Origin of the sequence: Erwinia persicina, from assembly GCF_019844095.1 — a bacterium.
GTDB lineage: Bacteria > Pseudomonadota > Gammaproteobacteria > Enterobacterales > Enterobacteriaceae > Erwinia > Erwinia persicina.
In genome coordinates this window covers 1,111,486-1,133,717 of the sequence record NZ_CP082141.1, presented here as the reverse complement: position 1 = coordinate 1,133,717, position 22,232 = coordinate 1,111,486, and the positions used below count along the sequence as shown (strand labels likewise).

Sequence of the window (22,232 nt, the reverse complement as noted above, 5' to 3'; positions counted from 1 at the left end):
CAGTAAAGAGGATGTATTGATGCCCCGTAACAGGGATACGTTACCGCAGTCTATCGTCCACTGTAACCGCGGAGCAGACAACCCGGATCGCACTTCCAGCCGTATTCACCACAATGAAACTCAGGTGAAAAAGCTGGTCTGAACAGTCAGTGTGCGTATAATACCCGCGCACTTTAACCGGTTACTGGATGAAAGAACGATGGCGCTGCTGATCACTAAGAAATGTATTAACTGTGATATGTGCGAACCCGAGTGCCCTAACGAAGCGATCGCCATGGGTGACGAGTTCTATGAAATCGACGCTGACCGCTGCACGGAATGCATCGGTCACTACGACGCCCCCACCTGCCAGCAGGTTTGCCCCATTGATAACACCATCATTGTCGACCCGCAACGCAGCGAAAGTCACGATCAGCTGTGGGAGAAGTTTGTGGAACTGCACCCTGCCAGCTAGCTTTCGATAATCACCGTGGCACAGGCGTAGTGCCGTTCATCGGCCAGCGTCACGTGTACGTGCACCACCCCGAGCTTCGCCGCGACTTCACTGGCATGCTGGAAAAATCGCAGGCCGGGTTTGCCAAGTTCATCGTTATAAACCTCAAACTGATTGAACGCCAGACCACCGCGAATGCCGGTGCCAAAGGCTTTGGCTGCCGCCTCTTTTACCGCGAAACGCTTGGCGAGGAAGCGCACCGGCTGCTGATGCGCCTGATACTGCGCCCATTCACTGGCGCTGAGCACGCGCTTTGCCAGGCGGTCGCCGGAGCGGGAGATCACCCCTTCGATGCGGGCGATCTCCACAATGTCAGAACCAAGGCCGAGGATAGCCATTAACGGCGCGCTTCCCGCATCAGCTGCTTCATCTCTTTCACCGCGTCAGCCAGGCCGCTAAATACCGCACGCCCGATAATGGCATGGCCGATGTTCAGCTCGTGCATCTCCGGCAGCACGGCAACTGGCTGTACGTTATGGTAGGTCAGGCCATGCCCGGCATTCACCTTCAGACCTTTACCGGCGGCGTAGGTAGCCGCGTCAGCAATACGCGCCAGTTCAACATCGCGTGCCGGGCCTTCTTCGGCTTCAGCGTAAGCACCGGTGTGGATCTCAATATAAGGCGCGCCGGCGGCGACGGCGGCATCAATCTGGCGATGGTCAGCGTCGATGAACAGGGAAACCAGGATGCCGGCATCATTCAGCCGTTTTACCGCAGCCGTCACTTTATCCTGCTGGCCGGCCACGTCCAGCCCGCCTTCGGTGGTCACTTCTTCACGTTTCTCCGGTACCAGGCAGCAGAAGTGCGGCAGGATCTCGCAGGCAATATCGACCATCTCATCCGTCACCGCCATCTCCAGATTCATTCGGGTCTGAATGGTCTGACGCAGAATGCGCACGTCACGATCGGTAATATGACGGCGGTCTTCCCGCAGATGGACAGTAATGCCATCGGCCCCCGCCTGCTCAGAGATAAAAGCCGCCTGCACCGGATCGGGATAGTGCGTGCCACGGGCATTACGAACGGTAGCTACGTGATCGATGTTAACGCCTAACAACAGCTCTGCCATGATAGTCCTCGGAAAATTGCGAAGGGATTTAAGAAGTGTACAACGATCGCAGCACACAGGGGTATGGCTGGCGGCTATTCATCGTCCGTCAGCGGTGCATCTGGTCGTTTTCTCGGCAAAAACTGACGGAACAGTTCGGCACTTTTCAACGGTTTCCCTCCCAGATAAGGCTTCAGGGCAATGCGGGTAAAGCGCTTCGCCGCGCGCAGGGTATCAGCATCCGGAAACTCACGCTGGTACAGCGCCCGTAAATGACGGCCGGTAAAACTGCGGTGCCCCACGACCAGGCTGGCAATAAAGCCCTTCTCTTCGCGATAGCTGTAGGTCATGCCATCGGCCACTTCTTCCCCACTGCCAGCGCAGTGCAGAAAATCAACGCCGTAACCAAGGTGGCCGAGCATCGCCAGTTCAAAACGCCGGAGTGCAGGTTCCGGGGACGCAGCATCCGCCGCCAGCGTCTGAATGCAGTGCAGATAATCAAAGAAGAGTTCACTGAATGAGGTCTCGTGTTCCAGCACCCGTGAGAGGAGCTCGTTAACGTACAGACCGCAGTAAAGAGAAGTGCCGCTGAGAGGGAGAGCAAGGGAAACCGGTTCAGCACCGCGCAGGGTTTTCACCTCGCCACGGCCTCCCCAGCGCACCAGCAGCGGGGTAAAAGGCTGCAATGCCCCTTTCAGGCTGGAACGTTTGGAACGGGCGCCTTTGGCCAGCACCCGTACCCTGCCATGCTGTTCAGAAAACAGATCAAGCAGCAGGCTGGTTTCGCTCCAGGGCCGTCCATGCAGGACAAATGCGCGTTGCCAGCCTTCCATCAGGTTCAGAGGTCGTCGGTATAGCCCAGGCTGCGTAAGGCGCGTTCATCATCCGCCCAGCCGGACTTCACTTTCACCCACAGTTCAAGGTGCACTTTCGCCTCAAACATCTCTTCCATGTCCCGACGGGCCTCGGTACCAATGACTTTGATTTTGGCGCCTTTGTTACCAATGACCATCTTCTTCTGGCCTTCGCGCTCGACCAGAATCAGACCGTTGATGGTCAGGCCGCCACGCTCATTGGTCAGGAACTGTTCAATCTCGACCGTGACAGAATAAGGCAGCTCAGCACCGAGGAAACGCATCAGTTTTTCACGGATAATTTCTGACGCCATAAAGCGCTGAGAACGATCGGTAATGTAATCTTCCGGGAAGTGATGTTCAGCTTCCGGCAGGCGTTTACGCACAATGCTGGCGATGGTATCAACGTTAGTGCCTTTTTCGGCCGAGATCGGCACCACGTCCATAAAGTTCATTTGTGAACCCAGGAACTGCAGGTGCGGCAGCAGGATGCTTTTATCGGTAATATTGTCGACTTTGTTGATCGCCAGCAGCACCGGCACTCTGCCGTCTTTTAACTTGTTCAGCACCATCTCGTCATCGGCGGTCCATTTGGTCCCTTCCACGACGAAGATCACCATCTCAACGTCACCAATTGAGCTGCTGGCTGCACGGTTCATCAGGCGGTTAATCGCCCGCTTCTCTTCCATATGCAGGCCCGGGGTATCGACATAGATCGCCTGATATTCCCCTTCAGTATGGATGCCCATAATGCGGTGGCGGGTGGTTTGTGGCTTACGCGAGGTAATGGAAATCTTCTGTCCCAGTAACTGGTTCAGTAAGGTAGATTTACCAACGTTCGGACGGCCTACAATAGCAATAAAGCCGCAATGGGTAGTTTGTTCGTTCATTCAATTCCCAGCTTAATCAGCGCCTGTTCGGCTGCTGCCTGTTCAGCTTTACGACGGCTTGAGCCGGTTCCCACAACCGGTTCTGCCATGCCGCTTACCTGACAGTGAATAGTAAATTCCTGATCGTGCGCTTCGCCACGCACCTGCACCACCAGATAGGTGGGCAGAGGCAGATGGCGACCCTGCAAAAACTCCTGCAGACGCGTTTTTGGATCCTTTTGTTTATCGCCCGGGCTGATCTGATCCAGACGGCTGGCGTACCAGCTCAGGATCAGCTGCTCCACCGTCTGAATATCGCTGTCGAGGAAAACCCCGCCAATCAGCGCTTCGACGGTGTCAGCCAGAATCGATTCGCGGCGATAGCCGCCGCTTTTCAGTTCACCAGGCCCCAGACGCAGACACTCGCCGAGGTCAAACTCCCGTGCCATTTCGGCCAGCGTGTTACCGCGAACCAGCGTGGCGCGCATCCGACTCATGTCACCTTCATCCACGCGCGGGAAGCGCTGATAAAGGGCATTAGCAATGACATAACTAAGAATTGAGTCGCCCAGGAATTCCAGTCTTTCGTTGTGTTTACTGCTGGCGCTACGGTGAGTCAGCGCCTGCTGCAACAATTCCTGATGAGTAAAAGTGTAGCCCAGCTTACGTTGAAGCTTATTTATTACGATGGGGTTCATGCGTTACCAATTTCTTAATGCGTCAATTATGCTGCACACGGAACAGGGCTGAGCCTGAACACCAACACGATCTGTTTCGTGTGCAGTGGCCTGCCGACATGACAGACGACAGACCACCCGTTTTTAATGCCGCCCGCAGGCGGTCATTAGTGGATGCCACCGATGCGGCTCAGGCGCACGCCGGTTGGCCATTCCCCTTCCTGCTTGTCGAAGCTCATCCAGATGGCCGTTGCTTTGCCCACCAGGTTACGTTCCGGAACGAAACCCCAGTAACGGCTGTCGGCGCTGTTATCACGGTTGTCGCCCATCATAAAGTACATGCCCTCAGGAACCACCCAGCTTGACTGCGGCTGTCCTGGCTGCTGATAGTAAGAACCCGGCTGGCTGGGTGCCTGAGCAATCAGCAGGATACGATGGGTAACGTCACCCAGTGTCTCGTTGCGGGTCGCTAAACGAATGCCGCCCTGCATCGACTCCCCTTTGGGGACCTGGAAGAAACCATTACCGCGCTCGTTACCGCTGTAGCCGCTGAAGGTCTGGATAAAGTCACTTTCTTCCACATCTGAATAAGTCACCGGCACTGCACTGGCCGACTGCTGCACGGAAACCGTTTTACTCAGGGGGTCATAAGTCACCCGGTCACCCGGTAAACCAATCACGCGTTTGATGTAATCCATGCTGGGATCTTTCGGGTACTTAAATACCGCAATGTCACCACGCTTAGGATGCCCCGTGGGGATCAGCGTTGTCTGGGTGATCGGATCTTTAATACCGTAGGCAAATTTTTCCACCACGATAAAATCTCCGATCAGCAGCGTCGGCATCATTGAACCGGAAGGGATCTGGAATGGCTCATAAATAAACGAGCGCACCACAAACACCACGAACAGCACCGGGAAGACCGATGCGGTGGTTTCCACCCAGCCCGGCTGTTTGTCAGCCTTTGTCGCTTCGATACCCTGCGCCTGCGCTTCCGCGCGTTTGGCGCGCCGCGCCGGTGCCCATTTAAACTTGTCGATACACCAGACAATGCCGGTGATCAGCGTTGCTATCGCCAGAATCAGGGCGAACATATTAGCCATTCCAGTTCCCTTAAAACCCAGTGAGGGGGTTATTTGCTGTCTTTACCCACGTGGAGAATGGCAAGGAACGCTTCCTGCGGTAACTCAACGTTACCCACTTGCTTCATGCGCTTCTTACCGTCTTTCTGTTTCTGCAGCAGTTTTTTCTTACGGCTGACGTCGCCGCCATAACATTTGGCAAGCACGTTTTTACGCAGCTGTTTCACCGTAGAGCGGGCGATAATGTGGTTACCAATCGCCGCCTGAATCGCAATGTCGAACTGCTGACGCGGGATCAATTCTTTCATTTTCTCCACCAGGTCACGACCCCGGTACGGGGCGTTGTCGTTGTGGGTGATCAGCGCCAGCGCATCGACACGCTCGGAGTTAATCAATACATCGACACGAACCATGTTGGAAGCCTGGAAACGTTTGAAATTGTAATCCAGTGACGCATAGCCACGAGAGGTGGATTTCAGACGGTCGAAGAAATCGAGCACCACTTCAGCCATCGGGATTTCATACGTCAGCGCCACCTGGTTACCGTGGTAAACCATGTTGGTCTGTACGCCGCGTTTTTCGATGCACAGCGTGATGACGTTACCCAGGAATTCCTGCGGCAACAGCATGTGACACTCGGCAATCGGCTCACGCAGCTCTTCAATATTGTTCAGCGGCGGCAGTTTGCCCGGGCTGTCAACATAAATAGTCTGGTTATCCGTGGTGACCACTTCGTAGACAACGGTCGGCGCGGTGGTGATCAGTTCAAGATCGTATTCGCGCTCCAGACGCTCCTGAATGATTTCCATGTGCAGCAGACCAAGGAAGCCACAGCGGAAGCCGAAGCCCAGCGCGGTGGAGCTTTCTGGCTCATAAAACAGGGAGGCATCGTTCAGACTGAGTTTCCCCAGCGCGTCACGGAAAGCTTCGTAATCATCGGAGCTGATCGGGAACAGGCCGGCGTAAACCTGCGGCTTCACCTTTTTGAACCCTGGCAGTGCTTTCTCTGCCGGATTACGGGCCTGCGTCAGGGTATCCCCGACCGGCGCACCCAGAATGTCCTTAATGGCACAGACCAGCCAGCCCACTTCGCCGCAGTTCAGCACGTCGGTATCCACGCGTTTCGGCGTGAAGATACCCAGACGGTCGGCGTTATAGACCTGACCGGTGCTCATGACCTTAATTTTTTCGCCCTTGCGCATGGTGCCGTTTTTAATACGCACCAGCGAGACCACACCGAGGTAGTTATCGAACCATGAGTCGATAATCAACGCCTGCAGCGGACCATCCGGATCGCCTTCCGGCGGCGGAATATCCCGCACCAGCCGCTCAAGCACGTCTGGCACGCCAATACCGGTTTTCGCTGAACAGCGTACGGCATCCGTCGCATCAATCCCGACGATATCTTCAATTTCCTGCGCCACGCGGTCTGGATCGGCGGCTGGCAGATCGATTTTATTCAGTACAGGTACAACTTCCAGTTCCATTTCCATCGCGGTGTAGCAGTTAGCCAGAGTCTGAGCTTCCACACCCTGCCCTGCATCTACCACCAGCAATGCGCCTTCACAGGCGGCAAGAGAGCGCGAAACTTCGTAAGAGAAGTCAACGTGCCCCGGGGTGTCGATAAAATTGAGCTGGTAAGTTTTACCATCTGGCGAATGGTAATCGAGCGTCACGCTCTGCGCTTTAATGGTGATGCCACGCTCACGTTCTAAATCCATGGAATCCAGAACCTGCGCAGCCATTTCACGTTCGGTCAACCCGCCACAGATCTGGATCAGGCGGTCGGAAAGCGTTGATTTACCGTGGTCGATGTGGGCGATGATAGAAAAGTTTCTTATGTGCTTCATTATTGAGATTTTTCTGCCTTACAAATTCTGGAACTCTCGCGATGCGAAGCAGGAGAGCGTGATATCACAGGCGAACGATGGCCCGAAAGGCAGCATTCTACACTACATATCAAAGGGGTGGAATCGTCACGGTCAGGCAATACGGTTTGCCTTGCCGTAATGAAAGGGAAATAAGGATTATTAGCGGATGAAATAAGACGGCCGGCAGAAAAATGTCGCCAGCCGTCTTTACGCGGATCAGGCATCCGTGGTGATGTGTATGGCATCGGGCGGTAGCGCCACGCTGAGGATCACCGGTTGAAATGAGGCCGAACGCCCCAGCATGCCGGAGAGACCTTTTGCAACAATAAAACCACCCACACCGCCTAACAACGCACCGCATGCCGCGGCCAGATCGCTGTGAAACAGCATCTGAAAAATACCGGCCAGGACAAACAGCCCAATCAGCGGGGTCATATAAACCAGAAACGCCGAACTCAGCAGGCTGCTTTCAGCAATGCCCAGTTCAATCCGCTGGCCCGGCACCAGCGGCTCTGCGCTGGCGATTTTCATGACATGGGCGTTTTTGGGGCCCAGCTTATCGAGCATATGGCTGCCGCAGCCTTTACGCGCGGAACAGCTACTGCACGACGTTTTAATTTCGGAGTGTAGCGTGGCAATACCGTTCTGCCACGACACGACCGTCGCCCATTCTCTCATCATTGTGCCGCCCCCAGGACAACGCCATCAGCAATACGTTTGGCGGTCGCGGGCGGAAGTTCCCCCACGACCGTGATCTCTGCATTATTGCGCACTTCCGTCAGAACCGTACGACGCCCTGTGCGCAATTGCTGTGCAGAACTGGTTTTATCAGCCAGCGTGATGTTGATCGAGAAACTGAACAGCCCGTCAGAATAAAGTCGCGTTTCAACCGGACGGTCGAGCGAAGGCAACTGGCGACGGCTTTGAGTCACTTCCTTCATGCCAGCCGGAAGCCAGCCCGCTTTCCAGTTAAACGTCACCGCATTACCTGTCGGTACGGATGACAACGGAGGAAGCTTGGCGTCCTGCAGCCCCTGCAGCAGCTTGCGTACGCCATCATCGACGGCAAAGCTCACCACACGGTACTGTTCCAGCGTTTCGCCATCACGATCGAGAAGATCAACCCGAAGGGGCAGTTTTGTCTCGCTATCCAGCCAGACAATATAGCCATAACGGGTGCCGTCTCGCGGCACAATGCGGATCACTTCACAGAGCTGATCGGCAATGCGCGTGCGCCCTACTGAGACAAAATCATAGGTGGCAGAGAGTTGCTGAAAGTCGGCATAGACCAGGGAAGGCAGCGAATCGACAATGTGATCGCCCGCCATCGTAAAGGGTTGCAGACCGGACTCGAAATAGCTGACCTCTTTACCACGCTGAATGATCTCCCGACGCGGGCCATCCATCTGCAACAGCTGTGCATAGGTTTTGTTGTCAATGACGGCATGACGGTAGCGTAGTGACTCAATGCCCAGCCGCGAGACATTGATATAGGCGAGTTCATAGCTGAGTGACTGGCTGGCCTGCTCCATCTGATGTAACAACGCCCCGGATGGCGTTTGCGCGGCCGGGGCGAAGGAGGAGTAAATCAGGCTGCCAGCGATAAGGCTGACGGCGCACCAAAGCTGCTTCATTACTGCGGTTGCATTCCTAACGACTGATTACCCGGAACCTGAGCAGCAGCCTGCTGGTCAGGACTTTGATCAAACTGCAGCTGTTCAGCATGCAGACGGCGCTGCAATTCGTAATCCTGCAGCAGTGCATTCACGCGACGACGCTGATCCTGCACCTGCTGGTTACTGTTTGCGGGTGCACTAACATTTTCAGCGGGCACGCCCAGGCTGACCGGTGACGCCTGGCCCATCATCGGCAGCGTATTAAATACCGGTGAATCTGAGGACTGGCCTTCAACAGGCTTGTTGTACTGCTGTACACCGACAATCACGGCCAGCGATACGCAGGCAGCCACGCCAATCTGGGTAATCTGCGCGGCCCAGGGGCGCACTTTCGCCCAGAACGGCATCGCAGCCGCTTCTTCTGGTTTCGGCTGTGCCTCCGGTATCAGACGGGTGACTGCTTTTGCCGGCTCATTCTCAATTGCAGCCATTACGCGGGCCGAAATATCAAAATTGAGCTGCTGTGGGATATCACCGCGCAGCGTATCGCGAATAAGGTGGTAGCTTTCCCAGTTTTTCTGCAGCACAACGTCTTTGGACAGCGCGGACATCACTTCGTTATCCAGCGTTTCACCATCCATAAGAGCGGAAAGTTGTTCTTTCTGCATGCCTCAATACCCTTCCTGTGTCGCTATCGCTAGCGTTGGATAAGCGGTTGAATTTTATTATCAATAGCTTCACGGGCGCGGAAAATACGTGAACGAACCGTACCAACCGGGCAATCCATGATCACGGCTATCTCTTCATAGCTCAGGCCATCGAGTTCACGTAGGGTGATAGCCATACGCAAGTCTTCGGGTAGCATCTCGATGGTGCGAAAAACTATCTGTCTCAATTCTTCCGACAACATTAAGTTCTCAGGGTTCGAAATTTCTTTTAGTGCTCCCGCACTTTCAAAATTTTCGGCGTCGATGGCATCCACGTCGCTAGACGGTGGACGGCGCCCCTGAGCCACCAGGTAATTTTTGGCCGTATTGACGGCAATCCGATAGAGCCAGGTATAAAAAGCACTGTCGCCCCGGAAAGATTCCAGCGCACGATAGGCTTTAATAAATGACTCCTGCACTACATCAGGGACATCTCCAGACGGCACATAGCGTGAAACCAGGCTCGCCACTTTATGCTGATAGCGGACTACCAGTAAATTGAATGACTTCTGATCTCCCTTCTGCACTCGTTCAACGAGAACCTGATCCGTTAACTGCTCGCTCATCCGAGGTAAGGTCTCCCCAAACTTGTCTCCACGCGTAATCGCACTTCCAGTAAAAACTCAATCTTTATGAACGAGCATGCAATCTGAGTCATATTCATCAGGAAAGTTCCATTACGCCATTATTTTTGTCGTGTCACCCGGAGACATTTACAAACCAGCACGCTTTATTATGCATTCTCACTGATTTGTCAGCCACTGCCTCTCCTGACTCCCGTAACGTCATCGTCCGGGAGCCTGATGACGCCCGCAGAGTACCGCAAGAAGCCAGCTTTTTCACCATATTATCGCGCCATTAAGTGACCGTTAGCCCGGTTTATCGCATCCTGTCGCCTTTTTCCCTACCGGGAATGAGGTCACGCCTCCCGCGGAGCTCTGCCTGGCCCGCCGGGGAAGATGGCGTGATAAAAAGCCTTTTTGCCAGGAGGGACGAGTGTTATGCTCAACAAACCACCTGTTTAGTAAATTAAACAACATGACTGATTCTTCTGATTACTGCTGTGATGTGCTGATTATTGGTAGCGGTGCGGCCGGTTTATCCCTGGCGCTGCGCCTGGCTGAAAAGCATCAGGTGACCGTACTGAGTAAAGGCCCGGTCAGCGAGGGTTCCACATTCTATGCCCAGGGTGGCATTGCCGCCGTGTTTGATGAAACCGACAGCATTGAGTCTCATGTTGAAGATACGCTGATTGCCGGGGGCGGCCTGTGTGATCGCGAGGCCGTCTCGTTTATCGCCAGCAACGCACGCCACTGCGTACAGTGGCTGATTGATAACGGCGTGCTGTTTGATAAAGAAACGCCGCTCAACAGCGAAGAACGTTATCACCTGACCCGCGAAGGTGGCCACAGCCACCGCCGTATTCTGCACAGCGCTGACGCCACCGGAAAAGCCGTTGAAAACACGCTGGTCAGCCAGGCGTTGAACCATCCGAATATTACCCTGATTGAACGCGGTAACGCGGTTGACCTCATCGTGTCCGATAAAATCGGCCTGCCGGGCGAGCGTCGCGTCGTGGGGGCATACATCTGGAACCGCAAGCGGGAAGCCGTTGAGACCTGCCGCGCACGCGCCGTGGTGCTGGCGACCGGAGGGGCGGCAAAAGTGTATCAGTACACCACAAACCCGGACGTGGCCTCCGGTGATGGCATTGCCATGGCGTGGCGTGCCGGTTGCCGGGTAGCGAATCTGGAGTTTAACCAGTTTCATCCCACCTGCCTGTTCCACCCGGATGCACGTAATTTCCTGCTGACCGAAGCGCTGCGAGGCGAAGGGGCCGTGCTGAAGCGCCCGGATGGTACCCGCTTTATGCCTGACTTTGATGAGCGCGGCGAGCTGGCCCCGCGCGATATTGTGGCGCGGGCCATTGACCACGAAATGAAGCGGCTTGGCGCTGACTGTATGTATCTGGACATCAGCCATCAGCCAGCGGCATTTGTGCGCGCGCATTTTCCGACCATCTGCGAAAAACTGTTGGCGCTGGGCATCGACCTGACGACGCAGCCGATCCCCATTGTTCCGGCCGCGCATTATACCTGCGGCGGCGTGATGGTCGACCAGCAGGGGCGTACCGATCTCAACGGATTGTATGCCATTGGTGAAGTCAGCTATACCGGATTGCACGGTGCGAACCGTCTGGCCTCTAACTCCCTGCTGGAGTGCCTGGTGTATGGCTGGTCAGCGGCGGAAGACATCAGTCGTAACCTGCCTGAAGTCGAGATGGTCGATGCCCTGCCAGCCTGGGATGAAAGCCGTGTGGATGACTCCGATGAACGCGTGGTGATCCAACACAACTGGCACGAGTTGCGGTTATTTATGTGGGATTATATGGGGATTGTACGCACCACCAAGCGGCTGGAGCGCGCATTACGCCGTATCAATACCCTGCAGCAGGAAATTGATGAGTATTATGCCCATTTCCGCATCTCGAATAACCTGCTGGAGTTGCGTAACCTGGTTCAGGTCGCCGGGCTGATGGTACGCTGCGCAATGGCGCGTAAAGAGAGCCGTGGCCTGCATTATACCCTTGATTACCCGGAAGCCCTGGGCAAAGCGCTGCCGACCATCCTCAGGCCATAATTAGCGGAACAGATAGAAATCGCGGGTCAGGCTACAGTGAGCGTCAGAATACTGATGATCCGGCCCGCGTATGGTCATGCGATCCAGCAACTGCTCGCCGGGCTGTGGGGACAGCGCCAGAAGAACCCGGTTAGGCGGCCGGGTATCGTTATCAGAGACATCGGTGCGGAAGCGCAGGTGCCAGCCGCGCTGAAGTGCCATTTCAATCAGCTGACTGCCCGCCGCTTCCGGCAGGATCACGCAGAAGAACCCCTCCTCCGCAATCAGGTTTTCAGCACACATCAACAGGACGTCGTGCGTCAGGTCATTGGTATAGCGTGCCGATGCCCGTTCAGGAGAGGCACATTCTGAACCTGGTGAAAAATAGGGCGGATTACTGACAATCAGCGAATAGCGCTGCTCACAGTGCCGCGCCCACTCGACAATATTTGCCTGATGAACATGAACTCTTGTCGGCCACGGAGATTCTGCCACATTTTCCTGCGCCTGTTCCGCCGCCGCCGTATCCAGCTCAACAGCATCAATGTCAACCGACGCTGGGGTTCTCTGCGCCAGCATCAGGGCAATCAGGCCGCTGCCGCTGCCGATATCCAGCACCCGTTGAACGCCAGCCACGGGTGCCCACGCACCAAGCAGCACACCGTCAGTGCCGACTTTCATGGCACAGCGATCGTGGGCAACAAAAAACTGTTTGAAGGTAAAACCGTTGGCGCGGAGAATGGCTTTTTGCTGTGACATTTGACTGACCTGAAAGGGAAACGGCGCTAGCATAGGACAATCCGCGACGAAGGAAAAGTCATTAACTCCACACAAACAGATGAAGATCGTGTTCAATCTGTCTATAATCAGCGCCCCAAACTGAGGTAGACCATGACTGTAACCACTTTTTCCGAACTCGAACTAGACGAGAGCCTGCTGCAAGCCCTGCAGGAGAAAGGCTATACGCGCCCTACTGCCATTCAGGCAGAAGCCATTCCGGCAGCACTGGAGGGTCGCGACGTTCTGGGTTCGGCACCAACCGGTACAGGCAAGACTGCGGCCTACCTGCTGCCCGCACTGCAACATTTGCTCGACTTCCCGCGTAAGAAGTCCGGCCCGCCGCGCATTTTGATCCTGACCCCAACCCGTGAGCTGGCAATGCAGGTCGCAGACCAGGCGCGTGAAATGGCGAAACACACGCACCTGGATATTGCCACCATCACCGGCGGCGTGGCGTATATGAACCATGCTGAAGTGTTCAGCGAAAACCAGGACATCGTGGTCGCCACCACCGGACGTCTGCTGCAGTACATCAAAGAAGAGAACTTTGACTGTCGTGCGGTTGAAACGCTGGTGCTTGATGAAGCAGACCGCATGCTCGACATGGGCTTTGCCCAGGACATCGAAACCATCGCGGCTGAAACTCGCTGGCGCAAGCAGACCCTGCTGTTCTCTGCCACGCTGGAAGGGGAAGCGATTAAAGATTTCGCCGAGCGCATTCTGAACGAGCCCATTGAGATCGAAGCCGATCCGGCACGCCGTGAGCGCAAAAAAATCCAGCAGTGGTACTACCGTGCGGACGACATCAAACATAAAACCGCGCTGTTAATCCACCTGATGAAGCAGCCGGAAGTCACCCGAGCTGTGGTCTTCGTACGCAAGCGTGAGCGCGTGCACGAGCTGTGTGGCTGGCTGCGCGAAGCCGGCATCAACACCAGTTACCTGGAAGGGGAACTGGTACAGGCGAAGCGTAATGAAGCGATTAAGCGCGTTGCGGAAGGCCGTGTTAACGTGCTGGTGGCGACCGATATCGCCGCCCGCGGAATCGACATTGATGATGTCAGCCACGTGTTTAACTTCGACATGCCGGTCACCGCTGACACCTACCTGCACCGTATTGGCCGTACCGGCCGTGCAGGTAAAAAAGGCATTGCGATTTCACTGGTGGAAGCACATGACAACATGCTGCTGGGCAGGATCTGCCGTTACATCAAGGAGCCGCTGAAAGCGCGCACCATTGATGGAATGCGGCCGACGACCCGTGCGCCGAGTGAAAAACTCAAAGGCAAGCCGTCGAAGAAAGTGCTGGCGAAGCGCAAAGAACTGAAAGACAAAGAGAAGCTGGAAGAAAAACCGCGTGTTAAAGAGCGTCACCGCGACGCTAAAAACGTGGGTAAACGGCGTAAGCCGACCGCAGCCAAAACGGACAGTGCTGAATAATCACGCTGCCTGACAAAAAACTGCCCCATCGGGGCAGTTTTTTTTGCCTCAGACGGACAGAAACAGGGCTGATGTCAGACAGAGAACGCCATGATGCCCTTTTCTCATCCTTCTTCAGCCAGCCTTCTGACCGGGCAGTGATATCGACCTTTGTTATCAAAAAGTTAATAAAAAAGGCGACAGGTGAGTTATTCACCTGCCGCCCTGTCAGCCTGCCCGATTAGGGGTTACAGGCTTTCAGTAAAGGTGCGGGTAATCACGTCACGCTGCTGTTCTGGCGTCAGTGAGTTAAAACGGACGGCATAGCCAGAAACACGGATAGTCAGCTGCGGGTATTTCTCCGGATGTTTCACCGCCTCTTCCAGCGTTTCGCGGCTCAGCACATTCACGTTCAGGTGCTGGCCACCCTCTACGCGAACCTCAGGCTTCACTTCCAGAGGAATTTCACGGTATTCAATCTGACCGAGGTCGCTGACCGGCACCACCTGATCTTCGCTGTAACCGGCTTTCGCACACACACAGCGTGCTTCGGCTGTGTCACTGTCCAGCAGCCAGAAAGAGTTCAGTAATGCGCTGTTGCTTGCTTGAGTAATTTGAATTCCAGTAATCATAGTGTCGCCTCCCAGGCAATAAGGCACTGATAGCCATTATCAGCGCCAGGTTGATGAAAAAACCGTGATCTTATCGGTTCTGTATACCAGTACCGCAAAGCGGGCTCTTTGATACAAATCAACCCCTGGCCAGGCAGTACCCTGTGCAAAAAGGCAACATTCTGTTTTATATCAATTTTATCACCACGGTAAATTCCGCTTTTTCTGCAAATTTTCAAAAATTTTTTAAGTGTTACCGCCTGGCAAAGCGCGTTAAGCTACGCGCTTTGGTGAATAAAAGGAGACGGCGGTGGTGAATACCATGACGTGGCACGATGTGCTGGCAGAGGAAAAAGAGAAACCTTACTTCAGAGAAACACTGGCCATGGTTGCCGCAGAGCGTGCGGCGGGTAAGACCGTCTATCCCCCGCAAAAAGACGTGTTTAACGCCTTCCGCCTGACCGAACTGGGCGACATTAAAGTGGTGATCCTGGGACAGGATCCCTATCACGGTCCGAATCAGGCGCACGGACTGGCGTTCTCCGTTCTTCCCGGTGTCGCAGTGCCGCCCTCGCTGGTGAATATGTACAAAGAGCTGGTCACAGACATCCCCGGCTTTGAGCGCCCGAAGCATGGTTATCTTGAGAGCTGGGCACGTCAGGGGGTGATGCTGCTCAACACGGTACTCACAGTGGAGGCGGGTAAGGCACATTCCCATGCGAAGTTCGGCTGGGAAACCTTCACGGATAACGTTATTGCGGCGATTAATCAGCATCGTGAGGGGGTGGTTTTCCTGCTGTGGGGATCGCACGCGCAGAAAAAGGGCAGCATTATTGACCGCAGCCGCCATCACGTCCTGCAGGCACCGCACCCTTCCCCGCTGTCCGCACACCGCGGTTTCTTTGGCTGTGCCCACTTTTCGACAACTAATCAGCTGCTGAGTGAGAAGGGTGAAACGCCTGTCGACTGGGTTCCCCGACTGCCCGCTGGTTCCTGATTTCAGACAGGGGGCCCGCCCCCTGCCCCTCATGTCACCCCGTCTGTTAACATTTCCACACGTAATAAGGCGATTTGCGTCACATTTTTTATCAAGATTTCCCATTTCCTGCCGATTTGATCGGCTTCAGGGAGCATATCCATGTTCCCGACACGGGCCGGAATGAATTCAGGGGGAAATAACGGATGTTATCTGTGAAAAATATGAAAGTAGGCGTTCGCCTCGGGGCTGCATTTGCCCTGATCATACTGCTGTTGATCGTCGTCAGCGCCACCGCAACGATTAAGATTGGCAACATTAACCGCACGGTGGACAGTATGGTCAGTGACCGCTATCTCAAGGTTCGCCTGGCCTTTGACGTACGCGACGGAGTGAACGATCAAATCAAGTTTTTACGCGGTATGGTGCTGGATGCTGCCACCCCGGAGAAAAATGCCAAACGTTTTGGCCAGCTCGACAGCGCCACGCAGAAAACCAATGCCGCTATTGAAAGCATCGCGCGACTGCAAAGCACCGAAATCGGCATTAAGAAAATTCAGGAGGTGAAAGCGGCGGCGCAGCGCTTCGATCAGGATAAGCAGACCCTGATCGCCCTGATCCGCGCAGGAAATGTTGCCCCTGCCACCGAGTATGTCCTGCGAAAGATCACCACCAGCCAGAATGCGTTTCTCGATATTGTGGTCAGATTTGCCGACTCCCAGTCCGGACAACTGCAGGCTGAAGGGGCGAATGCCGTCAGCGATGCCTCAACGGCCATCCGGGTAACGGTAATCTTCTCGCTACTGGCAGTGGCCATGGCCGTTCTGTTGGGCTTTTTGCTGACCCGTTCGATCGTACGCCCACTGCGGGAAGCCGTAAACGTGGCGGAAAATGTTGCCGCTGGTGACCTTCGCACTGCCATTCATGTGACGTCTACCGATGAGACCGGTCAGCTGATGATGGCGTTGAAAAACATGAATGAAAACCTGCTGAAAATCGTTAACGATGTCCGTGCCGGTTCCGATCTGATTGCGACCGCCTCCGGCGAGATTTCTGCGGGGAATATGGATCTCTCTTCCCGTACCGAACAGCAGGCCAGTTCTCTCGAAGAGACGGCTTCAGCCATGGAACAGATAACCTCAACGGTAAAACAGAACGCCGATAACGCACGCCAGGCCAATCTACTGGCTGCCCAGGCCTCGCAGGTGGCGATCCAGAGCGGAGATGCCGTCAGGCAGGTAGTGAACACCATGGAGATGATTAACGGATCGTCGAAAAAGATTGTCGACATTATCAGTGTCATTGATGGCATCGCTTTCCAGACCAATATCCTGGCGCTGAATGCGGCAGTCGAAGCGGCGCGTGCCGGTGAACAGGGCCGCGGCTTTGCCGTGGTGGCTTCTGAAGTACGCAGCCTGGCCCAGCGGTCGGCCTCAGCCGCGAAAGAGATTGCCCAGCTGATTCAGGACTCGGTTTCACGGGTAGATGAAGGCGGTCGTCAGGTGGCGAAGGCGGGTCTGACGATGGATGAAGTGCTGACCAGCGTGAAAAACGTAACCGGAATTATTGGCGAAATCACCATTGCCAGCGCCGAGCAAAGCAGCGGGATCGATGAGATTAATATGGCCATTACCCAGATGGATCAGGTCACGCAGCAAAATGCCGCGCTGGTCAATGAATCCGCCGCAGCCGCTCAGTCGATGCAGGAGCAGGCAGAGCAGCTTTCGCTGGCCATTCGCGCGTTCAAAGTAAATGAACCGACTTACGCGTAAGGATTTCTGACAAAAAAATAGCCGCAGAATGCGGCTATTGGAGACTGGGGCGACGACAAAACGTCGCCCCTAAGCCATCAGCTTTTCGCTTTCGCCACGGCAACCATCGCCGGACGCAGCAGGCGACCATTGAGGGTATAACCCCGCTGCATCACCATTATCACGTGATTCGGCGCCACGTCTTCAGACTCCATCATCGACATCGCCTGATGAACCTCTGGGTTAAACGGCACATTGATATCGCCCACCACTTCCACGCCGAACTTGCGCACTGCGCCCAGCAGGGATTTCATGGTCAGTTCGATACCCTCAATCATTGAGGCCAGCTCAGGATTGGTTTTATCAGCCACTTCCAGCGCGCGCTCCAGGCTATCAATCACTGGCAGCAGCTCGTTGGCAAATTTTTCCAGCGCAAATTTGTGCGCTTTTTCCACATCCTGCTCGGTACGGCGACGGATGTTTTCGATCTCAGCCTGAGCACGCAGCTGGGCTTCACGCACCCCGCCCAGCGACTCAGCCAGTTGTGCTTCCAGTTCAGCAATACGTTCATCACGCGGATCGATCACTTCAGCTGTCTCCGCGTCCTGGGTTTGCGCCTGCTCCATCTCAATTTCGTCTGAGACTTGCTCGTTAGGTGTGTTCTGTTCTTTACTACTCATGAATTTCTCCGCGTTTGTGCATATTCATTTCGCTGGTTCGCTTATTATGGGGATCAGAATCGCGGTTTCAAGGGAACCAGTCACATTGTCGGGGGAGTTTACCTCGTGAGGAATGCCAGGAACATGAATAACCACTTCAACTGCATCGGTATCGTCGGCCACCCACGCCATCCTACCGCACTGACCACTCATGAAATGCTGTATCGCTGGCTGACAGCGCGCGGCTATCAGGTGATTATTGAGCAGCAGATTGCGCGTGAGTTAAAACTGGAAGGCGTAGAGACCGGAACACTGGCAGAGATTGGCCGCAAGGCGGACCTGGCCGTTGTTGTCGGGGGCGATGGTAATATGCTGGGGGCCGCCAGAGTGCTGGCGCGCTACGATATTAAGGTGATTGGTATTAACCGTGGCAATCTCGGCTTTCTCACCGACCTTGACCCCGATAATGCCCAGCAGCAGCTGGCCGATGTACTGGAAGGTGAATATTTCGTTGAAAGCCGCTTCCTGTTAGAAGCGCAGGTCTGCCGTCAGTCAGGAACACCGCGCGTAGGGACGGCCATCAATGAAGTGGTGCTGCACCCGGGGAAAGTGGCGCATATGATCGAATTCGAAGTCTATATCGATGAGAATTTTGCGTTTTCCCAGCGTTCCGATGGCCTGATCATCTCGACACCCACCGGATCCACGGCCTATTCACTGTCGGCAGGTGGCCCCATTTTGATGCCGATGCTGGATGCGATTGCTATCGTCCCGATGTTCCCCCATACCCTGTCGGCCCGCCCGCTGGTGATCAACAGCAGCAGCACCATTCGCCTGCGTTTTTCCCATATGCGCAGCGACCTGGAGATTAGCTGTGACAGCCAGATAGCGCTACCGATTCAGCAGGGGGAGGATGTCTTAATCCGCCGCAGCGATTATCACCTGAATCTGATCCATCCCAAAAATTATAACTATTTCAACACATTAAGCTCCAAGCTGGGCTGGTCAAAAAAATTATTCTAAATCTGTCGCAAGCTTGTTTACTGTTTATAAAACCAGTATATACTGTATGAAAAACCATATCTGTGTTTTCATACAGGAAGACAACTATGCTGGCACAACTGACCATCAGTAATTTCGCTATTGTACGCGAGCTGGAGATCGACTTTCAGCGCGGAATGACGGCCATCACCGGAGAAACCGGTGCGGGTAAGTCCATTGCTATTGATGCGCTGGGGCTGTGTCTGGGTGGTCGTGCCGAAGCAGATATGGTGCGTCAGGGGGCCGCCCGCGCCGATATCTGCGCGCGCTTCTCGCTGAAAGATACCCCTCCGGCACAACGCTGGTTAATTGAAAATCAGCTGGATGATGGCAATGAGTGCCTGCTGCGTCGTGTGATCAGCAGCGACGGCCGGTCGCGTGGCTTTATCAACGGCACGGCCGTTCCGCTCTCGCAACTGCGTGAGCTTGGCCAGACACTGATTCAAATCCACGGCCAGCATGCCCACCAGCTTCTGTTAAAACCCGAACATCAGAAAGCCCTGCTCGATGCCTATGCAGGCGAACCCCTGCTGATGCAAAACATGGCCCGGCATTACCGCCAGTGGCATCAGAGCTGCCGGACGCTGGCACAGCATCAGCAGCAGTCCCAGGAGCGTGAAGCCCGCCGGGAACTGTTGCAGTACCAGTTGAAAGAGCTGAACGAGTTCGCCCCGGTCAGCGGCGAGTATGAGCAGATCGACGACGAGTACAAACGCCTGGCTAACAGCGGCCAGCTGCTTTCCACCAGCCAGCAGACGCTGCTGATGCTGGCTGACGGCGAAGAGAATAACCTGCAAAGCCAGCTGTACACTGCACGTCAGCTGATGACGGAACTGACCGAGATGGATGATAAGCTCAGCAGCGTATCAGCCATGCTGGAAGAAGCCGCCATTCAGATCAGTGAGGCCAGCGATGAGCTTCGCCACTACTGCGATCGGCTGGATCTCGATCCTAACCGTCTGCATGAACTGGAACAGCGCCTGTCGCGTCAGATTGGCCTGAGCCGCAAGCACCATATCGCCCCGGAAGAGGTTCCGCAGTTTCATCAGCTGCTGCTGGCGGAACAGCAGTTACTCGACCAGCAGGAAAGCGATCAGGATGAACTCAGCCAGGCGGTCAGCCTGCACTATGCCGCCGCACTGCAATGCGCGCAGGAACTGCATGAACGTCGGGTGCACTTTGCCGCTGAATTGAGCGCCCTGATCACCGACAGCATGCATACGCTGTCGATGCCGCACGGTCGGTTCACCATTGAGCTTCAGTTCAACCCTGACCACCTGACGGCCGAAGGCGCTGACCGCATTGATTTCCGCGTCAGTACTAACCCGGGCCAGCCGGTTCAGCCGCTGGGCAAAGTCGCCTCCGGCGGTGAGCTGTCGCGTATTGCACTGGCGATTCAGGTGATTACCGCACGTAAAATGGACACGCCGGCGCTGATTTTCGATGAAGTGGATGTCGGTATCAGCGGGCCAACCGCTGCCGTCGTGGGCAAAATGCTGCGTCAGCTGGGCGAGTCGACTCAGGTGATGTGCGTGACCCATCTGCCGCAGGTGGCTGGCTGTGGCCATCAGCATTTCTACGTAAGCAAAGAGACCGACGGCGCGATGACCGAGACGCATATGCGGCCGCTGGATAAGCGTTCACGCCTGCAGGAGCTGGCGCGTCTGCTCGGTGGTAGCGAGGTGACACGCAACACGCTGGCTAACGCCAAAGAGCTTTTAGCCGCCTGACCATTGCACTTTTTCACCACTTTGTGGTCATATCGTTGCTCCGTAGAGGTTTTAAACTACGGAAAGGTTTATTATCATCGGCAAGTTACGCGGTATCATCGTTGCAAAATGATAAACCCGAAAGACCCGGAGCTGCGGTTTCAGGGGATATGAATATAGCCACAAAGGAATAAACATTGATTATGCGCTGTAAAACGCTGACTGCTGCTGCGGTGGTTCTTCTGATGACGACTGCGGGTTGTTCTACTCTGGAGCGCGTGGTTTACCGCCCGGATATCAATCAGGGTAACTATCTGGTCGCCAATGATGTTGCGAAGATCCACACGGGAATGACGCAGCAGCAGGTTGCTTATACTCTTGGCACGCCGATGATGCATGACCCGTTTGGTAACAACGTCTGGTACTACATCTTCCGTCAGGAACCTGGCCATGAGCCAGTGAAACAGCAGACGCTGACCCTGACCTTCGATAAAAGCGGTACGCTGACCAATATTGATAACAAACCGGCGCTCAGTAAGAACGAAGGCTGATCGCTTGTAGCAGATCCCGCCCCCTGGTTCCGGTCGGTATGCAGTCAACGGCGGGGTAAGGCGGGGTCAAATGATTCAAAAAATAAGGCGCTCACTGCGCCTTATTTTTTTGCTGCCCGTTCTGCACGCTGACGGCGCAGATCTTTCGGGTCGGCAATTAATGGCCGGTAGATCTCAACGCGGTCCCCGCTCTGCACGACATCGTGCAGCTTCACCGGGCGGCTGAATATCCCCACTTTGTTTTCCTGCAGATTGATGTCGCTGCGCAGCGTCAGTAAACCCGAAGCAATAATCGCCTGCTCTACGGTACTGCCCTCCTCCACTTTGACACTGTAGAGATACTGTTTTTCGGGCAGCGCATAGACCACTTCAACCGCGATATCAGGCACTGTAGACCTCTTTAGCGCGCTGGGTAAACGCCTGCACCATGCTGCTGGCCAGCTCTTTAAAGATGCGACCAAAGGCCAGCTCAACCAGCATATTGGTAAACTCAAAGTCCAGATTCAGCTCTACCTTGCAGGCATCTTCGCTGAGGGCGGTGAAACGCCAGCCGCCGGTCAGCTTGCGGAAGGGCCCGTCCACCAGCTGCATATGGATGCTTTGATTATCCGTCAGGGTGTTGCGCGTCACGAAGGTTTTACTGATCCCCGCTTTGGAGACATCCACCGCGGCGGTCATCTGGTCGTCGCTGGCATCCAGCACCCGGCTACCGGTACAACCGGGCAAAAACTGCGGATAGCTGTCGACATCATTCACTAAGCGGTACATTTGTTCCGCACTGTACGGCACCAGCGCCGAACGACTAATCTGGGACATATCCATTCCTGTCTTTTTTATAACGTAGTAATAATAACATCGCAGGCAATCAAACAAAAATTCTCTCCTGCTAACCATCTGCT

The 22,232-nt window shown here is 54.9% G+C and carries 25 protein-coding genes; 9 read left to right on the top strand and 16 right to left on the bottom strand.

Going from position 1 to position 22,232, the window contains the following annotated elements:
• Positions 1–19: 19 nt before the first annotated feature.
• Both K6L24_RS22370 and K6L24_RS05170 read left to right on the top strand, forming a co-directional pair.
• Positions 20–142, top strand: coding sequence for a hypothetical protein (locus K6L24_RS22370; protein ID WP_255210142.1), 123 nt, complete (start codon positions 20–22; stop codon positions 140–142).
• A 57-nt stretch (positions 143–199) separates the two neighbouring features.
• On the top strand, positions 200–454 hold the full coding sequence (locus K6L24_RS05170) for a YfhL family 4Fe-4S dicluster ferredoxin (protein ID WP_118663418.1): 255 nt from the start codon (positions 200–202) through the stop codon (positions 452–454).
• On the opposite strand, the gene acpS is transcribed toward K6L24_RS05170, so the two are convergent.
• The 11 genes from acpS to rpoE form a co-directional block, all read right to left on the bottom strand.
• Positions 451–831, bottom strand: a complete 381-nt coding sequence (acpS, locus tag K6L24_RS05165; protein ID WP_062744600.1) for a holo-ACP synthase — start codon at positions 829–831, stop codon at positions 451–453. The genes K6L24_RS05170 and acpS overlap by 4 nt on opposite strands.
• Entirely contained in the window at positions 831–1,562 is a 732-nt protein-coding gene (gene pdxJ, locus K6L24_RS05160; protein ID WP_062744597.1) for a pyridoxine 5'-phosphate synthase, read from the bottom strand. Before pdxJ ends, acpS begins: the two co-directional genes overlap by 1 nt.
• Positions 1,563–1,636: 74 nt before the next feature.
• Positions 1,637–2,374 (bottom strand): DNA repair protein RecO, encoded by a 738-nt coding sequence (gene recO, locus K6L24_RS05155; protein ID WP_062744595.1) that lies wholly within the window; start codon positions 2,372–2,374, stop codon positions 1,637–1,639.
• Positions 2,375–2,379: 5 nt separating this feature from the next.
• Entirely contained in the window at positions 2,380–3,285 is a 906-nt protein-coding gene (gene era, locus K6L24_RS05150) for a GTPase Era (RefSeq protein WP_062744594.1), read from the bottom strand.
• Positions 3,282–3,962, bottom strand: coding sequence for a ribonuclease III (gene rnc / locus K6L24_RS05145; RefSeq protein WP_062744593.1), 681 nt, complete (start codon positions 3,960–3,962; stop codon positions 3,282–3,284). Before rnc ends, era begins: the two co-directional genes overlap by 4 nt.
• A 146-nt stretch (positions 3,963–4,108) precedes the next feature.
• Positions 4,109–5,044, bottom strand: a complete 936-nt coding sequence (gene lepB, locus K6L24_RS05140; RefSeq protein WP_062744592.1) for a signal peptidase I — start codon at positions 5,042–5,044, stop codon at positions 4,109–4,111.
• Positions 5,045–5,073: 29 nt separating this feature from the next.
• Positions 5,074–6,873, bottom strand: coding sequence for a translation elongation factor 4 (gene lepA, locus K6L24_RS05135; protein ID WP_062744591.1), 1,800 nt, complete (start codon positions 6,871–6,873; stop codon positions 5,074–5,076).
• Positions 6,874–7,110: 237 nt separating this feature from the next.
• Entirely contained in the window at positions 7,111–7,575 is a 465-nt protein-coding gene (gene rseC / locus K6L24_RS05130) for a SoxR-reducing system protein RseC (protein ID WP_118663416.1), read from the bottom strand.
• On the bottom strand, positions 7,572–8,528 hold the full coding sequence (rseB, locus tag K6L24_RS05125; protein ID WP_187509734.1) for a sigma-E factor regulatory protein RseB: 957 nt from the start codon (positions 8,526–8,528) through the stop codon (positions 7,572–7,574). Before rseB ends, rseC begins: the two co-directional genes overlap by 4 nt.
• On the bottom strand, positions 8,528–9,178 hold the full coding sequence (gene rseA, locus K6L24_RS05120) for an anti-sigma-E factor RseA (RefSeq protein ID WP_062744588.1): 651 nt from the start codon (positions 9,176–9,178) through the stop codon (positions 8,528–8,530). The genes rseB and rseA overlap by 1 nt, the downstream gene beginning before the upstream one ends.
• 29 nt (positions 9,179–9,207) lie before the next feature.
• On the bottom strand, positions 9,208–9,783 hold the full coding sequence (rpoE, locus tag K6L24_RS05115) for an RNA polymerase sigma factor RpoE (RefSeq protein ID WP_062744587.1): 576 nt from the start codon (positions 9,781–9,783) through the stop codon (positions 9,208–9,210).
• A 472-nt stretch (positions 9,784–10,255) separates the two neighbouring features.
• Here rpoE and nadB point away from each other — a divergent pair, with 472 nt between their 5' ends.
• Complete coding sequence (gene nadB / locus K6L24_RS05110) at positions 10,256–11,857, top strand: L-aspartate oxidase (RefSeq protein ID WP_191927898.1); 1,602 nt, start codon at positions 10,256–10,258, stop codon at positions 11,855–11,857.
• On the opposite strand, the gene trmN is transcribed toward nadB, so the two are convergent.
• Complete coding sequence (gene trmN / locus K6L24_RS05105; RefSeq protein ID WP_062744586.1) at positions 11,858–12,595, bottom strand: tRNA(1)(Val) (adenine(37)-N(6))-methyltransferase TrmN; 738 nt, start codon at positions 12,593–12,595, stop codon at positions 11,858–11,860.
• A gap of 132 nt (positions 12,596–12,727) precedes the next feature.
• Here trmN and srmB point away from each other — a divergent pair, with 132 nt between their 5' ends.
• On the top strand, positions 12,728–14,056 hold the full coding sequence (srmB, locus tag K6L24_RS05100) for an ATP-dependent RNA helicase SrmB (protein ID WP_062744585.1): 1,329 nt from the start codon (positions 12,728–12,730) through the stop codon (positions 14,054–14,056).
• A gap of 227 nt (positions 14,057–14,283) precedes the next feature.
• On the opposite strand, the gene grcA is transcribed toward srmB, so the two are convergent.
• Positions 14,284–14,667 carry an autonomous glycyl radical cofactor GrcA gene (gene grcA / locus K6L24_RS05095; protein ID WP_062744584.1) on the bottom strand — a complete coding sequence of 128 codons (384 nt, stop codon included), beginning with the start codon at positions 14,665–14,667 and terminating at the stop codon, positions 14,284–14,286.
• A gap of 289 nt (positions 14,668–14,956) precedes the next feature.
• Between grcA and ung the strand changes: the two genes are divergently transcribed.
• A complete protein-coding gene (gene ung, locus K6L24_RS05090; protein ID WP_062744583.1) occupies positions 14,957–15,643 on the top strand; it encodes a uracil-DNA glycosylase in 687 nt (228 codons plus the stop codon).
• Positions 15,644–15,828: 185 nt separating this feature from the next.
• Positions 15,829–17,394: a methyl-accepting chemotaxis protein gene (locus K6L24_RS05085; protein ID WP_118663408.1), complete on the top strand. Its 1,566-nt coding sequence runs from the start codon at positions 15,829–15,831 to the stop codon at positions 17,392–17,394.
• 77 nt (positions 17,395–17,471) lie between these two features.
• Here K6L24_RS05085 and grpE read toward each other — a convergent pair whose 3' ends face one another.
• Entirely contained in the window at positions 17,472–18,053 is a 582-nt protein-coding gene (gene grpE / locus K6L24_RS05080) for a nucleotide exchange factor GrpE (protein WP_191927900.1), read from the bottom strand.
• A gap of 123 nt (positions 18,054–18,176) precedes the next feature.
• Here grpE and nadK point away from each other — a divergent pair, with 123 nt between their 5' ends.
• The 3 genes from nadK to bamE all read left to right on the top strand — a co-directional run bounded on the left by nadK (position 18,177) and on the right by bamE (position 21,333).
• A complete protein-coding gene (gene nadK, locus K6L24_RS05075; RefSeq protein WP_062744580.1) occupies positions 18,177–19,055 on the top strand; it encodes an NAD(+) kinase in 879 nt (292 codons plus the stop codon).
• An 86-nt stretch (positions 19,056–19,141) separates the two neighbouring features.
• A complete protein-coding gene (gene recN, locus K6L24_RS05070; RefSeq protein WP_222682011.1) occupies positions 19,142–20,803 on the top strand; it encodes a DNA repair protein RecN in 1,662 nt (553 codons plus the stop codon).
• A 182-nt stretch (positions 20,804–20,985) separates the two neighbouring features.
• A complete protein-coding gene (gene bamE, locus K6L24_RS05065) occupies positions 20,986–21,333 on the top strand; it encodes an outer membrane protein assembly factor BamE (protein ID WP_062744931.1) in 348 nt (115 codons plus the stop codon).
• A gap of 101 nt (positions 21,334–21,434) precedes the next feature.
• On the opposite strand, the gene K6L24_RS05060 is transcribed toward bamE, so the two are convergent.
• Together K6L24_RS05060 and K6L24_RS05055 are read right to left on the bottom strand one after the other, a co-directional pair.
• Positions 21,435–21,722, bottom strand: a complete 288-nt coding sequence (locus tag K6L24_RS05060; RefSeq protein ID WP_137268799.1) for an RnfH family protein — start codon at positions 21,720–21,722, stop codon at positions 21,435–21,437.
• Complete coding sequence (locus tag K6L24_RS05055) at positions 21,715–22,149, bottom strand: type II toxin-antitoxin system RatA family toxin (RefSeq protein ID WP_062744577.1); 435 nt, start codon at positions 22,147–22,149, stop codon at positions 21,715–21,717. Before K6L24_RS05055 ends, K6L24_RS05060 begins: the two co-directional genes overlap by 8 nt.
• Positions 22,150–22,232: the final 83 nt, after the last annotated feature.